The sequence below is a fragment of the Enterococcus sp. BSD2780061688st2 D3 genome (genome assembly GCF_005844145.1).
In the GTDB taxonomy this organism is placed as follows: Bacteria; Bacillota; Bacilli; order Lactobacillales; family Enterococcaceae; genus Enterococcus_B; species Enterococcus_B durans.
This window is the reverse complement of sequence record NZ_SPHN01000026.1, coordinates 1-16949: the sequence shown is the minus strand read 5'-3', so window position 1 is coordinate 16949 and position 16949 is coordinate 1. Positions and strand designations below refer to the sequence as shown.

The following is a 16949-nucleotide window of genomic DNA, read 5'->3' as shown; positions in this document are numbered from 1 at the left end:
TCAATAGGTTCTTTTCAAACGACTTAGTTATCTTATCATGTGGTCACCCACACGTCAAGAACTTTTTTAAGTTATTTTCAGAAGTTATTCTCGGTAACTTTTGAACAAATAATAATATACCAACTAAACCCGTATCGGTCAACGACTTTCTTGTATTTTTTCAAGTTTTTTTCAACAACCGATCAATCATTATCCCTTTCTATTAATTGTTCGTATTTAAGGTAATATCTTTCGATTACTATTCGCTTTACTTATAATATCATTCGTTATTATTTATGGCCTGAAAGTTAGAATTTCCTTTTTGTTCAAACTTTTTTCACTGTTCTTTATTTTATAAAGCGTATTCCAAAAATCTTTTTTTATGACTATTCATATTTAAGCGTGAAAATACGAATAAGTATCTTATACTTCTTTACTCCTCTTACCTACAAAAAAAGAAGGAGAAAACCAATCAGGTCTCTCCTCCTATCTTATTGTTAACGCATTGTTGGGAATAATAAAACGTCTCGAATCGATTGAGCATCTGTCAAAAGCATCACTAGACGGTCGATTCCGATTCCCAGACCGCCAGTAGGTGGCATACCATATTCTAACGCTTCTAAGAAGTCTTCATCTACACCATGTGCTTCGTCATTTCCTAATTCACGTTCTTTTTCTTGTGCTTCAAAACGTTCTCTTTGATCGATTGGATCATTTAATTCAGTAAAGGCATTCGCAAATTCGCGCCCAACGATAAATAATTCAAAACGATCTGTAAAACGTGGGTCTTCTGGATTTTTCTTTGCTAACGGAGAAACTTCTACTGGATGACCATAAACAAAAGTAGGTTGTGTCAATGTTTCTTCAACGAAAGTCTCGAAAAACTCATTGATGACATGACCAACACCCATTGCTTCTGTTACTTCTACATCATGTTCTTTAGCAATAGCCAATGCTTCTTCCAGCGTCATTTCTTTCCAGAAGTCGACACCCGTTTTTTCTTTGATCGCATCTACCATGTGGATACGTTTAAAGTCACTCTCTAAATCAACATCTTGTCCGTCATAAGTGATCTTAGCTGTACCAAGTACTTTCTGAGCCGCATTACGAATAATACCTTCTGTCAGATTCATCACATCTTGGAAATCTGTATAAGCTGTATAAGCTTCTAGCATCGTAAATTCTGGATTGTGTGTTGTATCGATTCCTTCATTACGGAATACACGACTGATTTCATAGACTTTTTCCATACCACCGACAATTAGTCGTTTCAAATGAAGTTCTAGTGCAATACGTAGGTACAAGTCAATATCCAATGCATTATGATGTGTAATAAATGGACGTGCTGCAGCACCACCGGCTTCATTGTGCAATACAGGAGTTTCTACTTCTATATATCCATTGCCATCTAAGTAGCGACGGATCTCACTGATGATTTGACTGCGTTTCATGAAGCGGTCAAAACTTTCACGATTACTGATCAAATCTAAATAGCGTTGGCGGTAACGTTGTTCGATGTTCGTCAATCCATGGTATTTGTCTGGTAATGGGCGTAGTGCTTTTGATAAAATGACGATCTCTGAAGCTTTGATGGAAACTTCTCCAGTGTCCGTCTTCATGATCTCACCCGTCACACCAAAAAAGTCACCTAGATCAGCGTGTTTGAATACATCGTAAGCTTCGTCTCCTACTTGGTCTTTCCGTACATAGATTTGGATTTGACCTTCACGATCTTGTAAATGTGCAAAACCCGCTTTACCTTTGCCGCGTCTTGTCATCATACGTCCTGCTATGCTAGCAGTTAATCCCATCTCTGCTAATTCTTCTTTTGTTCTTGGATCAAATAGTTCATGTAGTTCTGCTGAATTGTGTGTACGTTCAAATCGCTTGCCGAAAGGATCAATCCCATTTTCTCTCAATTGCTCCATTTTTTGACGACGAACAAGCATTTGATCATTTAAATCTTCTACTTGATGTTGTTGTTCCTGTGTCACAAAAGTTCCTCCATTCTCATGTTATTCTCTTCCCTATAATGCCAATGAAACACAAAAAAAGCAAGCCGAACTTAAATTTTCGGCTTGAAAATTAACGAAAAACTCAGAAAAACATGTCATCAACTCACAGATATTTTTTCTGTTTTCTCTAAAAAGCCATCCAATAAATCATTGATTTCTGTTTGTTTTTCAGAGTGGTTGATTGCAACTTTGACTTTCGCCGCTCGAGAGACTCCCTTCAAATAATAAGAAGCATGTGTCCGAAATTCACGACAAGCAATAACTTCCCCTTTTAGATCAACTAAACGTTTCAAGTGGAGTTTTGCTGTCTCGATTTTTTCACGAGGCGTTGGTTCTGGAATCAATTCACCTGTCTCTAAATAGTGTTGGGTACGATGGATCATCCAAGGGTTCCCTAATGCGGCACGGCCGATCATTACTCCGTCTGCCCCCACATATTCCAGCATTCTTTTTGCATCTTCAGGTGTTTTGACATCTCCATTCCCCATAAAAGGGATCGTCAATTGGCTTTTGACTTCTTTCAAGACTTCCCAATCTGCTTTTCCTTCATACATTTGTACCCGTGTACGCCCATGCATGGCGATCGCACTTGCACCAGCTGACTCAGCAGCTAATGCATTTTGAACAGCAAATACATGTTGTTCATCCCAACCGATCCGCATTTTTACAGTTACAGGTATATCGACAGCAGAAGAAACCGCATGGACCATTTCATAAACTTTATCTGGATCTAACAACCACTTCGCGCCTGCTTCCGCTTTGATGACTTTGTTGACTGGGCAGCCCATGTTGATATCGATGATATCAGCAGCGGTATTTTCTTGAACGAATTGTGCTGCTTCGACTAATGTATCTTTATTTCCGCCGAATATCTGTAAACTTAAAGGATGTTCTCCTTCTTCTATATGCAGCATCTCTAAGGTTTTCTTATTCCTAAAATGGATGCCTTGATCGCTGATCATCTCGCAGACAACTAACCCAGCGCCGAATTCTTTTACAGTTACTCGAAAAGCGGAGTTGGTGATTCCAGCCATCGGTGCAACGACTACACGATTGGGAATTTCCACATTGCCTATTTTCCATTTATGTTCCACTTAGTTTCCTCCTAATGCTTCTTCTTTGAGTGCTGTCAATTCATCCTCACTGTATTCATACTTATTGTTACAGAACGAACAAACTGCTTCTGCGCCATGGTCTTCGTCGATCATCGCTTGAATTTCATCTGCCCCTAATGCAATGATTGCCTCACCAAATTTTTCTTTGGAGCAATCACACTTGAATTGAACAGGTAGCTTTTCTAAGATATTCAACTCTTCTGTCCCTAGCAACCCTTTTAAGATTTCTTCTGGCGTTAATCCCTCATCTAGCAATGTAGAGATTCTAGGTGTTTTCTTTAATTGTTCTTCGATTTGAGTGATGGTTTCTTCATCTGCACCAGGCATGATCTGGATCATGAAGCCACCAGCCGTTTTGATACTATCATCTGTGTTGACTAGAACACTCAAACCAACAGCAGAAGGAATTTGCTCTGAAATAGCTAAATAATAAGTAAAGTCTTCTGCTATTTCTCCGGAAACGATAGGGGTTTGACCAGAAAAAGGTTCTTTCAGTCCCAAATCTTTCGTGACACTGAACATCCCTTGTGTTCCTACTGCGCCACGTACATCGATTTTCCCTACTTCATTTAAAGGTAAACTTAAATGCGGATTTTGAATGTAGCCTTTTACTTCCCCTTTTCCATTCGCGTCGACTACGATGCCCTTCGCTGGTCCGTCCCCTTGAATGCGGATCGTCAACTTATCATCGCCCTTTACAGTTGCGCCTAGTAGCAAACCGCCCACTAATGTCCGACCTAATGCGGCAGAAGAAGTATGCCATGTATCATGACGTCTTTGTGCTTCCGCTACAGTATTGGTTGCTTGAACAGCATATGCTCGCACAAATCCATTATGTGCTAAAGCTTTAACTAAATAATCTTCCATTTTATGTACCTCATTTCCCGATTTTAAACTCATAGTGAATCATACTAGTTACGCTCATTTTTTTCAACTGATGGAATTGAACTTAACCTATGATTAATCAAATGAGCGTGGGACAAAACTAAAAATCAGTTTTGCCACAGACTCTAACTCCGAATAAACGGTGGGAGCAGAAGCAGGGACTTCTAACTACTATTTTAATTAAAAAAAGAGCTATGACTTTCGTCACAGCTCTTTCGTATTATTTGTTATGATCGTCAGAATCGTTTGGTAAAGTAGCATCATGTTCTTCTTTAGCTTCTTCGTTCAATTCTTCTTTATCATGTTCAAAATTTTCTTTTTCTTCCGCTTGTTTTTCAGCATCTTTTTCTTCTAAAGCGCGTTTTGCTTCTTCAAAAGTTTGTGCTTCTTTTTCGCTTGGATAGTTATCCGATTCTGAACCTTCTGGCATTACGCCTTTTTCAAATAAAGATTTGATTGCTTTCGCGTCCAATGTTTCGAATTCTAGAAGTTTTTCAGCAATCAATTTGTGTTGCGCACGGTGTGCTTCGATGATTTCATGCGCTTTTTGATGTGCTTCCATCAAAATCTTGCGTACTTCTTGATCGATCTCAAATGCAACTTGTTCAGAGTAAGCTTTTGTTTGACCGTAATCACGACCTACAAACACTTGATGGTTTCCTTCATATTGAACTGGACCTAAGCGATCGCTCATCCCATATTCAGTGACCATACTTCTTGCTAACGCTGTTGCTTGTTCAAAGTCATTTGAAGCGCCTGTCGATTGAACATTGAAGATGATTTCTTCTGCTGTTCGTCCACCTAGCAAGCCAACGATTTGTTCAAACATGTCTTCTTTTGTCATCAAGAATTGGTCTTCTTTTGGCAATGCGATCATATAACCGCCTGCACGCCCACGTGGAATGATCGTTACTTTATGCACGACACGTGCACGACTTAAGACTAACCCAACGATAGTGTGACCTGCTTCATGGTATGCCACCATTTCGCGTTCTTTTTTGCTGATTACGCGGTCTTTCTTAGCTGGACCTGCAATCACGCGATCTTCTGCTTCATCGACATCTGAAGCATCGATTTTTTTCTTGTTACGGCGTGCCGCTACTAAAGCAGCTTCGTTCAAGACGTTTTCTAAATCAGCACCAGCAAATCCTGGTGTTTGTTGTGCAACAACTTTTAGATCAACATCATCTGCTAAAGGTTTATTTCTTGCGTGAACACGTAGGATCGCTTCACGACCTTTCACATCTGGACGACCGACTAAAATTTGACGGTCAAAACGTCCTGGACGTAACAATGCTGGGTCCAATACATCAGAACGGTTGGTTGCGGCAATGACGATAACTCCTTCATTCCCATCAAATCCATCCATTTCAACAAGCAATTGGTTCAAGGTTTGTTCGCGTTCATCATGTCCGCCACCCATACCTGCACCACGTTGACGACCTACAGCATCGATTTCATCGATAAAGATGATGGCCGGAGCATTTTTCTTCGCTGTTTCAAATAAATCACGTACACGGCTTGCACCGACACCGACAAACATTTCAACGAAGTCTGAACCAGAAATAGAATAAAATGGTACACCGGCTTCTCCGGCTACTGCCTTGGCAAGTAATGTTTTACCAGTCCCTGGAGGTCCTTCTAAAAGAACACCTGCTGGGATACGCGCACCTAGCTCAACGAATCGTCGTGGATCTTTTAAGAACTCAACGACTTCGACAAGTTCTTGTTTTTCTTCTTCCGCACCTGCGACATCAGAAAAACGTACACGGTTGGCTTTTTTGTCTGCTTCTTTGGCTTTTGATTTACCAAAGTTCATGACACGGCCGCCACCGCCTCCACCGCCGCCTTGTTGACCCATCATCATATAGAAGAAGAAAATGATGATCACAATCGGCAAGAAGCTAAGTAACAAGGAGACCCATACGCCGCTGCTTGACTCTTCTTTGACTGTCGTCGCGACATTCTTTTCTTTCGCTAAATCAGTTACCTGACTCAGTGTTGTATCATTCGGTAAAATGATCGTTGTAAAATGGGTAGTTGTAGTATCTGTTGAACCTAAGATAGATAGACCGCCGCTATTAGCGACTTTCTGTTGCTCTTTGTATTCACCAGTGATTTTATATACACCATTTGCAGGTTGCACTTCAAAGTTCTTGATTTTACCTGCTTGTAATTGTTCTGTGAATTTTGAGTACTCGATATCTGACGATCGTTGGCCATTGTTACCAAAAATAAAGTATACGACCATTACCATCGCTAAGATTACGAGGACATAATACAAGGCATTTTTCATCATGCCATTGTTCTTTTTGTTCATAGTTGCCCTCCCTATGCGTTATTTTAAATTAGCATTTTTTTTATCAATCCTGACCATTCTATTGTAACACAAATCACAACAGATACAGCATTAATTTGATTGATAAACGCTTGGTTTCAATACTCCGATATAAGGTAGATTGCGATAAGCTTCTGCATAATCCAAGCCATATCCTACCACAAATTCGTTTGGCACATTGAATCCAACGTAGTCTGCTTCAATATCTACGACTCTTCCTTCTGGTTTATCAAGCAATGTCACGATCTTCACTGAGTTTGCTTTACGATATTTAAAAAGATCGACTAGATAAGCAAGTGTTCGTCCGCTATCAATGATATCTTCAACAATCAACAGATCGCGGCCTTCGACATTTGTATCTAAGTCCTTCACAATCTTAACTTCACCAGATGAAACAGTGGCATTACCATAACTTGAAACATCCATGAAATCTAATTCTAAATACGCATCGATTGAACGTATGATATCTGCCATGAATGGGACTGCACCTTTTAAGACACCAACTACTAATGGATTTGAATCCTTATAAGTTTCTGTCAATTCTTTGCCTAGTTCTTCACAACGAACTTGTATCTCTTCTTTTGTAATCAAAACTTTCTCAATATCCTTTTCTAACATCAGGTTCTCCTTCCAGTTGCTTCTTTTTGATATTTGTAAAGAAGTATGTAGTGTATTTTATCAGTTTCTACACCAATACTCAAATGGGAATAGGTAAAAGGAAGCAAACTAATTATTTTTTTTTGCTCATCTTTAACCACCCACGCATCTTTTCTTTGCAGATCAGGTATTTTCTTGTCAATAAAATACCTAGACACTTTCTTTGTCAATTTTTCATTTAGCTGTATGCGATCGCCCGCTTGTCTTTTTCCGATGAACAAGGTTTGCTGAGGTTCCAACCAGACATCATGAGAAAATTCTTCCCAATCGTCGATACATCTAAATCCTGCCACTTCATCAGGCGTGAATAGACCTACCCATGCCTTCTCATTTAATATGATCTGCTTATGTGGTTCTATTTCGATAAATCGATCGATTATTTCCACAGATTCATTCTCCACATCGTTCTTTCTTACCAAAGCGATCTCTTCATAGACCCGTTGGAATACCCATGAACGATCAAGAGTTAGTTGCCATTGTCCTTTCGGTCGATCAACTTGCTCTAATAGTTGGTCGATTTGCTGTTCATTGATAAAAAGGTTTGTTTTTCTGTTCGCCCAATCGAATAGCGTATACAAAAAATAGTACCGCTCTTCTAGTGACATCTCTTGTACTACTCTCCATGGAAAAACAAAACCATCATGCGTTTCTTTGACCTGTTCTTCGATTACTTTTTTCATTTGTTTCTTGATTAATTGATCTGCCCAAGTAATTTGTTGCGCAAAACGTTGGAAATGTGCCAAAACTTGTGGATTTTCTTGTTTTAATTGGGGAATCACTAAATGCCTGATTCGATTTCTTTGAACATTCAGTTCCTGATTGGTCTGATCCTCAAAATAAACAAGCTTTTGTTCTGCGGCATATTCATACAATTGCTCTTTACCAAAGCTTAGAAGTGGGCGGATCAGCTGGCCATTTGAAAAACGTTGACTTTCTTTGATTCCTGCAAAAGTTCCTAACTGTCCCCCACGCACTATCTTCATTAAAATCGTTTCCATTTGATCGTTTCCATGATGCGCAGTCATCACTACTTGATAACCATCTGTATGCATGATTTTTGCAAACGTGTGATAACGAAAGGCTCTTGCAGCAGCTTCGATGCCCTTTGTTGCCGGTTCTTTCCATGTCTCAAGGATAAACGGGATCTTTCGTTCCTGACAATAGGCTTTTAAGTAGGCTGCTTCATCTGCAGATTCTAGTCTTAATTGGTGGTTGATGTGCACCACACCCAAAGAAAAGGCTACTTCTTTTTTAGCTGCAAGCATCAAGTCAAGCAACACCATGGAATCAACTCCCCCAGAAATCGCCAACAGTACATGATTTCCTTTGGCTAGATATCCTTTTACTTTACCTTGTTCGATAAACATTCGTTGCATCTCTGCTGATACTTGGTTTTTGATCGACACATCCATCACTTCCTTTCACTTACACTTTTTCGATAATGGCCGCAAAAGAAAAAAAGAGCGGACAATAGTCTGAAACAATTGCCTGCCCCTTCATTTTCATTTGTTTTAGCTGCGACGTCCGCCGCGACCACCACGTTTGCCTTCAGTGTTACGTTTCAAGGAAGTCAATCGATCATCACTGTCTTTTAAAAATGAACTCATTAATGAATCAAAATCTTCTTTGTGATTGTTAGAAGATTGACTGCGAGAAAAAGGTTTTTTCTGTGTTGCACGGCCACGATTATCTCGTGTGTCACGTGTATCCCGTGTATCTCGTGTATCTTTTTGATATCGTTTTGGACGTTGTTCTTCATTCGATTCAGCTGGTTGCTCTTGCGCTTTACGGATAGATAGCCCAATCTTACCATCATCATTTACAGAAATAACTTTGACTGTTACTTCATCTCCAACACTTAAAACGTCGTGAATATCTTTGATATACCCATTTGATACTTCACTGATATGAACTAAACCCGTTTTACCAGCTCCTAAATCAATAAATGCCCCAAAATTTGTGATTCCTGATACTTTTCCTTGCAGTTTTGCTCCTACCTCGATTGACATAAAAAAAATGTTCCTCCTAATTATTAACCTATTTATAATACTGCTTATTTTGCAGTTGTTGAACTAGTTGATTGATTTGTTTCAGCCGTTGAACTATCGGTAGCCGGTTCTAATATTGGGTAAACTTTTTCGCCTTCTTTGGAATAAAAGAATTTACTTCTCGCAAGTTTCGCCACATAATCATCATCTTTTAATAATGAAACGTCTTCTTTGAGTTGATCAACATCCGTATTGACTTGACTCATCTCCGTATTCGCTTCAACTCTTAAATCGTTTAATCGATCCATTCTTTGCATATCACGAAAAATTTGAAATCCTAACACTGCGAAAATAACCAAAGCGCCGATGAAAATGGCTGCTAACCTACGTCTTCGAAAAATCAATTGGCGTTGTTGTTGTTGAAATTCAGCATACTTTTTCTTTGCATACTCTGTGTCTAAAGCAGCAATTTTGTTGCTTTTTTTCGTCACTTCACTTCGCTCCAATCTTTTTTTGATTGTCCTTCTCATTATACCAACATCAAGATGGCTTGTCTAATCAATTTCTTCACTGTTTTTCGTGCGGGTCTCAGTTAATAGTTCATACATCTTCTGTGCATCTTCTTTTTTCGTTGACTCGTGTAATTCTACCACTTTTACTTCCATTGTTTTGTTCCCAAATTGAATCTTCATTATATCACCGACTTTGACGTCACTAGAAGACTTCGCTAGCTTGCCATTGATTTGGATTCTCCCTTTATCTGCCACTTCTTTTGCTACTGAGCGACGTTTGATGATTCGAGAGATTTTAAGAAATTTATCTAATCGCATAGTTTTTCCTCACTTTTTAAATTGTTTGTTTATCCTTAATATTTTTTTACCAAAAGGCAACATCAGCCATTCTCTGACCGTAAACAGTCGCGTCCAGATCACCGCATTCACAAAAATAAATGCGCCGATAATCACACCGACTAGACTGACTAAGAAAGCCGTTGAGCGGTGTTGGATCGGGCCAAAAAACAGCATCAATAGACCATAGTATAAAAATAAGGATAGGATCATCCAGCCTAAACACTGGATCAATTTTTTACCGAATTTACGTTCTTTCCAAAAGCTGTTGATGTCTGCTTTTTCAGTGTGGACAAAATACCACAATGTTACAGCTAACCCTAGTAGCGTAGATAGACTAGCGCCCACTGTTCCCAAACGTCCTGTCAATAAAGGCGTAGCTAATGCTTTTGCTAGAAGCCCCCAGCCCGCTCCCTTCAATGAAGGTCGGAAAGAATTTTTGCTTTGAGCAATGCTTTGATACGCTTGAATAACTGCTGTTAGTGCAATCGAAAATACAAACAACACAAGGGCAGCGTTTCCCGCATAATCTTTGAATAGTGCATAGTTGATGTAGGGAAGCAACATCGCCAAACCGACTGAAGCAGCTAAAGCTAACGCCGTAGTCAGCCGCAAATAGATTTTCGCTGTCTTTAGAAATTGACTGGGAACGGAGCTCATTAAATAACGTGTTAATGCTGGTAAAAATGTGGCACTTAATGCTGTTGCAATAACTAGACCTAGTTGGACCAAAGGCTGCCCTCGATCATACACTCCTTTAGCGATTTTCGCACTTTGTTCAGTCAATCCATAGACCTCCAGTGCATTTTTGACAAAAAACGAATCGATCAACTGAAAGAAGATCAATAGACCACTATAAATCGACACCAACCCGCCTTCGATAAAAAAGCGGCGTATCAGTGGTTTTGGTGGCCGATTAAAGATAGAAAAATGTCGAAAGCTTAATGCACCACCATGTATTTTTTGTTCATAATAGTGTAAAACACCATAGGCACAAAGCCCACCAAGAACCGCTCCGCTCATCGCTGCTGTTCCCGTTTGATAGACATTCCAGCCTAACATCCGAAAAGCGAGCGCACTACAAACGATGATCGACACGCGAACGAACTGTTCGATGACTTGAGAAACCGCAGTGGGTTCCATCAAGAAGCGTCCTTGAAAATTTCCTCGATAAAAAGAAAGTCCTGGCATCAGCAAAAAGGTGAAGGAGACGATCTGGATCAACGGCTTCAACTGTAGATCCCCCATCATAAAAGCAATCCACCGACTAAAGGAAAAGGTGAATAGCCACAATAAAACACCTGTCCAAAAGACTAAAGGATATAGTTTTTGTAATCCCGCTTTACGCTGTAATGGATCTTTTCTTTCTGCAACATATTTAGAGATAAACTGAGGAAGACCAGACAGTGCTAAGGTCATGGCAATTCCATAAATAGGATAAACTTGTTGGTAAACATAAAATCCTTCATCGCCGACTAAGTTTTGCAGTGGGATGCGGTACAAGGCACTTAATACTTTCGCTATAAAAGAAGCGAGCGTGAGTACAAATGCGCCTTGCATCACTTTACGCATTTCTTTATGGTCCAAAGCGTCTGCTCCTTCCTATGCTACAGCATATTTTTGTTCACGTAATGCTTTCACAAAACGTTGGATCTCTTGCATCCAGCTCGCAGTATCTGTCGCTTTGGGAATCGTTAATCGGATCACCATTTTTTCCTTTTCAACACCTAGACTGGCCTTTAATTTTGTGGCTGTCAGTGCTTCAAAAAGTTGTTCCACCGTATAACGTTTTGTTCCAACCTTGCTCAACGTAAAGACTAGTTTTTGCTCTTGTTTGCGAATCGTTTCGATCAATGCACGATCGCCATCCATTTTGATCTGACCGATCGTCAATAAATGAGCGACCTCTTCAGGATATTCACCAAAACGGTCCAACAGATCATCTTCTAGCTCATCAAGCATTTCTTGTGAGTCAAGTTCTCTGATACGTTTATAAATTTCGATTTTTTGTCGTTGATCAGAGACGTATTCCTCTGGTAAGTAGGCATCGACACCAAGATCGATCTCAACTGATGTTTTTTCGACTTGATTATTTTTCCCTTGTTTTCGTGAAACTGCCTCACTCAACATTTGAGAATACATATCAAAACCAACAGCATCGATAAAGCCATGTTGTTGGGCACCTAAAAGATTCCCCGCTCCTCGGATCGATAAATCACGCATCGCGATTTTGAACCCTGAACCTAATTCCGTAAAATCTTTGATTGCTTGTAGCCTTTTTTCGCTCACTTCATTAAGGATTTTTTGCTGTTCATACATGAAATAAGCGTAGGCGACACGATTGCTACGCCCGACACGTCCTCGTAACTGATAAAGCGTAGACAAGCCCATATAATCGGCATTTTCCACAAATAATGTATTGGTATTCGGGATATCGACACCTGTTTCAATGATCGTGGTCGTGACTAGCACATCATACTGTCCTTCGATAAAATCAAACAGCGTATTTTCTAATTGTGCTTCTGTCATCTGCCCATGAGCAAATCCAATGCGGGCTTCTGGTACCAACGCTTGTATTTCTTCTACTTTACGTTCGATTGTTTCGACACGGTTGTATAGATAGAAAACTTGTCCGCCTCTTCCCATTTCTCGATGGATTGCTTCTCTGATTGCGCCGGGATTTTTCTCCATAACATAGGTTTGGATCGGATAACGGTTCGCTGGTGGGGTCTCGATCACTGACAAGTCCCGAACACCCAACATCGACATATGCAATGTTCGCGGGATCGGTGTTGCTGTCAATGTCAATACATCCACTTGCGCACGCAATTGTTTCAATCGTTCTTTATGTTTTACACCAAAACGTTGCTCTTCGTCAACAATCAATAGGCCTAAATCACTAAATTCTATATCTTTCGAAAGAATTCGGTGCGTACCAACGACAATATCGATTTGACCCGTGCGTAATTGTTCGATCGTTTCTTTCTGTTGTTTCCTTGTTCTAAATCGACTTAATAAGCCAATGTTGACAGGAAATCCTTCAAAACGTTCAAGCATGGTCTCGTAATGTTGCTGTGCCAAAATCGTAGTAGGGACCAGAAAGGCTACTTGCTTACTTTCCTTGATGGCCTTGAAAGCTGCCCGTAAGGCAACTTCGGTTTTCCCATAGCCCACATCCCCTACAAGCAATCGATCCATCGGTTTTTCTTTTTCCATATCACGCTTGATCTCAGCTGCACTTCTTAATTGGTCATCTGTTTCAGAATATGGAAAAGCATTCTCGAATTCTTTTTGGTACCCATCATCCGGTCCAAAAGCATACCCTTTTTCAGATTCTCTGGCTGCATAAAGTTTAATCAGATCATCTGCGATATCTTCGATTTTAGAAGACACTTTTCGTTTTGTCTTCGTCCATTCACTTCCACCTAATTTATTGATACGTGGTGCTTTCGATTCAGAAGCAACATATTTTTGAATAAGGTTCAATTGTGTGACTGGTATAAAGAGCTTGTCGTCATTTTGATAAAGAATCGTCATGTAATCTTGATGGACCCCGTCCACTTCCAACGTTTCCATACCGATATATTTACCGATCCCGTGATTCGCATGGACGACATAATCTCCAGCTTTAAGTTCATTGTAACTTTTTAGGCGTTCTGCATTGGTTACTGTTTGTCGCCGAGTTTGTTTTTTCGTTGTTTTTTGGAAAATCTCTTTTTCCGTGATCGCAACGATTTTTTCTTGTGGCAACTCAAAACCAGTTTGTAAGGCACCTTCTACTAATTGAACTTGTCCGCGGATCAATTTGTCTTGTTCCGTTTCTACTACTAATATCTCCTCATCCCGAAGCATCTGTTCTGCTTTTTTTATCCGCTCTTTTGTCGGGATAAAGATAACAACCGTTTGCCCCTGTTTTCGCCAACGATCCATTTCGGTTTTTAATAGTGGCATCTGTCCGAAAAATTGTTGCATCGTGCGATATTGGAAATTATGGATAGCTTGAAAACGTAAATTGCCCATTCCTTTTTGGAAAAGTGCAAAAAAAGTAGTAATAAATTTTTCTTTTTGAACAAGTTTATGCACATCGCTGACTAATACCTGTTCAGAAAATACACGGAGTTCACTGATCTTTTGCGTTTGCCATTCTGCAGCTTCACGTTCCATTTCTCGATTTGTTTCCATGATTCGTTGATAATCGTCTACAATCAACAAGCTGTTAGTTGGAAAATAATCAAGGATCGTCGTTTCTGTTTGATAAAGCAGATCTGCATAAAATTTAGCTTCTTCCGTTGGGTTTCCCGCTTGCCACTGTGAAACCAATTGGCCAAAGTAATCTTCTAAAAAGGCACGATCTGTTTTTTCAGAAGTAGTTGCTAATTTCTTTTCCAATAATGTTTCAACCTGATTGATTCCGTGAAGCAAATCCTCTTGCCCATATACTTGTTCACTCGTAGGGGCGATCCAGACTTCGTTTATTTTTTCGATCGAGCGCTGTGTATCTGGTTCAAAATAGCGCATGGAATCAATTTCGACATCGAACAGTTCAACGCGGACAGGATAGTCAATGGTTAGTGGATAGATGTCGATAATGCTTCCACGTATGCTGTATTCACCAGGTTTTGCCACCATTTCTACCCGCTCATAGCCCATCAATGCAAAATGCTGCGGAAGATTTGCGAGATCGATCTCTTCACCGACTTGCCAGTTCAGTTGTGCTTGTTGCCAAGTTTTTGGTTGAGGTAATCGTTTATGAAGAGCCGCTACTGGCAAAAGGTAAATACCCGGTTGCTTTTGTTGTAGCGCATTTAGAGTAGCCACTCGTTCTCCTCGTGCTTCTGGAGAGGAGAACGCCATTTCTGCAGACAGTACTTCATCTACTGGAAATGAATGGATCTGTTCTGCTGGCAAAACATGCTGAAGATCTTCAGCCAACTGATTTGCATAATAAAGATTAGGCATCAAGACAATCAGATTTTTCTTTGTTTTTTTGAATGCGCGTGCGAACAACAATGTTTTTGCTGAGCCCGCTAATCCTGTAACTAGTTGTCTTGGTGTCTTCTCTTCTAATTGGTTGATCCATTCTTTGACTTGCGGATCTTTCCCAATCATTTGGATGATATCCATTACTTTTTCTCCTTCCTTAATTGAATTGATTCATCGTATCGATAAACGAATGTCCTTCAAGCATGAATTCTAACGCTTTAACGGATTGATCAATACTTGCTTCGATCAAAGGCTGTGCCTCTTTACTAAATGGACTCAACACATGTTGCACCACGGTTTTCTTTCCTTCAGGTCTACCGATCCCAACTTTGATCCGATCAAATACATTCGTATTCAAATGCGAGATGATGCTTTTTATGCCATTATGACCACCAGCGCTTCCTTTTTGACGCAATCTGATTTTTCCAAGTGCAAGATCCAAATCATCGTACACAACGACTAATTCGTCTGGATAGATGCCAAAATAAGTCATCAACGGCCCTACAGCACGTCCTGACTCATTCATAAATGTTTGTGGTTTGACTAAAAGGATTTTTTCGCCATTGTAGAAAAATTCAGCGACCTCTGCTTTAAATGTATTTTTTTTAAACATTGCTTGATGTTCTTTCGCCATACGATTAACGACCATGAAGCCAATATTATGTTTTGTTTGTTCATATTTCGTTCCAGGGTTTCCAAGCCCAACGATCATTTTCATTGTTCATTCCACCTAATCTAAAAAGCAACACAAAAGGCTGGAGCGCAAATAAAGCAATCCAGTCCTTGACGCAATTTTCTATTTTTTACTTTCTACTATAGTATAACACATATAACCGTGTTTCAACTAAAAGAGAATTCTTAAAAAATGATAAAATAATTAAAAAACTCTTCAAAGTTTAATGAAATCATTACTTTTAGAAAATAGTGAAATAACGCACATGTAAGCTTTTACATATAATACAACTGTGTTATCTGTTATATTTTGTAGCCAAATAGCGTGACAGCAGGCTTGAGAAATGTTAGCATAGTCATGGGAAAAGACAAAATCAATGGAAGGATTGATATACAATGACTGCAGCTGCAGAAAAAAAAGATCATCAAAAAGTAATTCTTGTCGGAGACGGTGCCGTAGGTTCTAGCTATGCATTTGCATTAGTTACTCAAAATATCGCGCAAGAAGTTGGTATCGTAGATATCAACACAGCAAAAACTGAAGGAGATGCAATTGATTTATCACACGCATTAGCATTTACTTCACCTAAAAAAATCTACTCTGCAACTTATGCAGATGCACACGATGCTGACTTAGTTGTTATCACAGCTGGTGCGCCTCAAAAACCAGGCGAAACTCGTTTAGATTTAGTAAACAAAAACTTAAAAATCAACCGTGACGTAGTAACACAAATCGTTGAATCAGGTTTCAATGGTATTTTCTTAGTTGCTGCTAACCCAGTAGATATTTTAACTTACTCAACTTGGAAATTCTCAGGTTTCCCTAAAGAACGCGTTATCGGTTCTGGTACTTCACTTGACTCAGCTCGCTTCCGTCAAGCACTTGCTGAATTAGTTGACGTTGATGCACGTAACGTCCATGCTTATATCTTAGGTGAACACGGAGATTCTGAATTCCCAGTTTGGTCACATGCCAATGTTGCTGGCTTACAAATTTATGAATGGGTTAAAAACAATCCAGACGTTGATGAAGAAGCAATGGTCAACTTATTCTTCGGAGTACGTGATGCTGCTTACACAATCATTGAGAAGAAAGGTGCTACTTTCTACGGTATCGCAGTAGCATTAGCTCGTATCACTCGTGCTATCCTTGATGATGAAAATGCTGTTCTTCCATTGTCAGTATTTATGAACGGTGAATATGGATTGAACGATATCTACATTGGTGCTCCTGCCGTTATCAACCGTCAAGGTATCCAAAAAGTTATCGAAATCCCTCTAAGCGACAGCGAACAAGACCGTATGGCTGCTTCAGCTAAACAATTAAAAGAAATCTTGGACGAAGCTTTCTCAAAATTAGACGCTGAATAATTTTAAATAAATAATAGAAATGAGGTTGGGACAGAAGTGTTTAACTCCGAGAAATAAGAAGAAATTCACGAAAATTGCTTTTCAAATTTTTGTGAATT

General features: G+C 39.6%; 13 protein-coding genes and 1 pseudogene. 2 read left to right on the top strand and 12 right to left on the bottom strand.

Annotation, left to right across the window (positions count from 1 at the left end):
• Positions 1-476: 476 nt before the first annotated feature.
• The 12 genes from lysS to pth all read right to left on the bottom strand — a co-directional run bounded on the left by lysS (position 477) and on the right by pth (position 15526).
• Positions 477-1973: a lysine--tRNA ligase gene (lysS, locus tag FGQ66_RS13915; protein ID WP_138302619.1), complete on the bottom strand. Its 1497-nt coding sequence runs from the start codon at positions 1971-1973 to the stop codon at positions 477-479.
• A 119-nt stretch (positions 1974-2092) separates the two neighbouring features.
• Positions 2093-3088, bottom strand: coding sequence for a tRNA dihydrouridine synthase DusB (gene dusB, locus FGQ66_RS13910; RefSeq protein WP_138302618.1), 996 nt, complete (start codon positions 3086-3088; stop codon positions 2093-2095).
• Entirely contained in the window at positions 3089-3976 is an 888-nt protein-coding gene (gene hslO, locus FGQ66_RS13905; protein WP_081135073.1) for an Hsp33 family molecular chaperone HslO, read from the bottom strand. It lies immediately after the preceding gene.
• 238 nt (positions 3977-4214) lie between these two features.
• Positions 4215-6314: an ATP-dependent zinc metalloprotease FtsH gene (ftsH, locus tag FGQ66_RS13900; RefSeq protein ID WP_113846334.1), complete on the bottom strand. Its 2100-nt coding sequence runs from the start codon at positions 6312-6314 to the stop codon at positions 4215-4217.
• Positions 6315-6404: 90 nt separating this feature from the next.
• Entirely contained in the window at positions 6405-6950 is a 546-nt protein-coding gene (gene hpt / locus FGQ66_RS13895; protein WP_005875186.1) for a hypoxanthine phosphoribosyltransferase, read from the bottom strand.
• Complete coding sequence (gene tilS, locus FGQ66_RS13890; RefSeq protein ID WP_138302617.1) at positions 6950-8401, bottom strand: tRNA lysidine(34) synthetase TilS; 1452 nt, start codon at positions 8399-8401, stop codon at positions 6950-6952. Before tilS ends, hpt begins: the two co-directional genes overlap by 1 nt.
• A gap of 99 nt (positions 8402-8500) precedes the next feature.
• A complete protein-coding gene (locus tag FGQ66_RS13885; protein WP_005875182.1) occupies positions 8501-8998 on the bottom strand; it encodes a S1 domain-containing RNA-binding protein in 498 nt (165 codons plus the stop codon).
• A 44-nt stretch (positions 8999-9042) separates the two neighbouring features.
• Positions 9043-9468 carry an FtsB family cell division protein gene (locus tag FGQ66_RS13880; protein WP_016177743.1) on the bottom strand — a complete coding sequence of 142 codons (426 nt, stop codon included), beginning with the start codon at positions 9466-9468 and terminating at the stop codon, positions 9043-9045.
• Between the two features lie 63 nt (positions 9469-9531).
• Positions 9532-9807: an RNA-binding S4 domain-containing protein gene (locus tag FGQ66_RS13875; protein WP_081135067.1), complete on the bottom strand. Its 276-nt coding sequence runs from the start codon at positions 9805-9807 to the stop codon at positions 9532-9534.
• 9 nt (positions 9808-9816) lie between these two features.
• A complete protein-coding gene (locus FGQ66_RS13870) occupies positions 9817-11412 on the bottom strand; it encodes a putative polysaccharide biosynthesis protein (RefSeq protein WP_138302616.1) in 1596 nt (531 codons plus the stop codon).
• Between the two features lie 15 nt (positions 11413-11427).
• A complete protein-coding gene (gene mfd / locus FGQ66_RS13865; protein ID WP_138302615.1) occupies positions 11428-14949 on the bottom strand; it encodes a transcription-repair coupling factor in 3522 nt (1173 codons plus the stop codon).
• Between the two features lie 16 nt (positions 14950-14965).
• Positions 14966-15526 carry an aminoacyl-tRNA hydrolase gene (gene pth, locus FGQ66_RS13860; protein ID WP_138302614.1) on the bottom strand — a complete coding sequence of 187 codons (561 nt, stop codon included), beginning with the start codon at positions 15524-15526 and terminating at the stop codon, positions 14966-14968.
• Positions 15527-15876: 350 nt separating this feature from the next.
• Between pth and FGQ66_RS13855 the strand changes: the two genes are divergently transcribed.
• Complete coding sequence (locus FGQ66_RS13855) at positions 15877-16851, top strand: L-lactate dehydrogenase (protein WP_005875171.1); 975 nt, start codon at positions 15877-15879, stop codon at positions 16849-16851.
• A gap of 19 nt (positions 16852-16870) precedes the next feature.
• A pseudogene (locus FGQ66_RS15495) lies at positions 16871-16949 on the top strand (DUF3788 family protein); the annotation flags it as partial.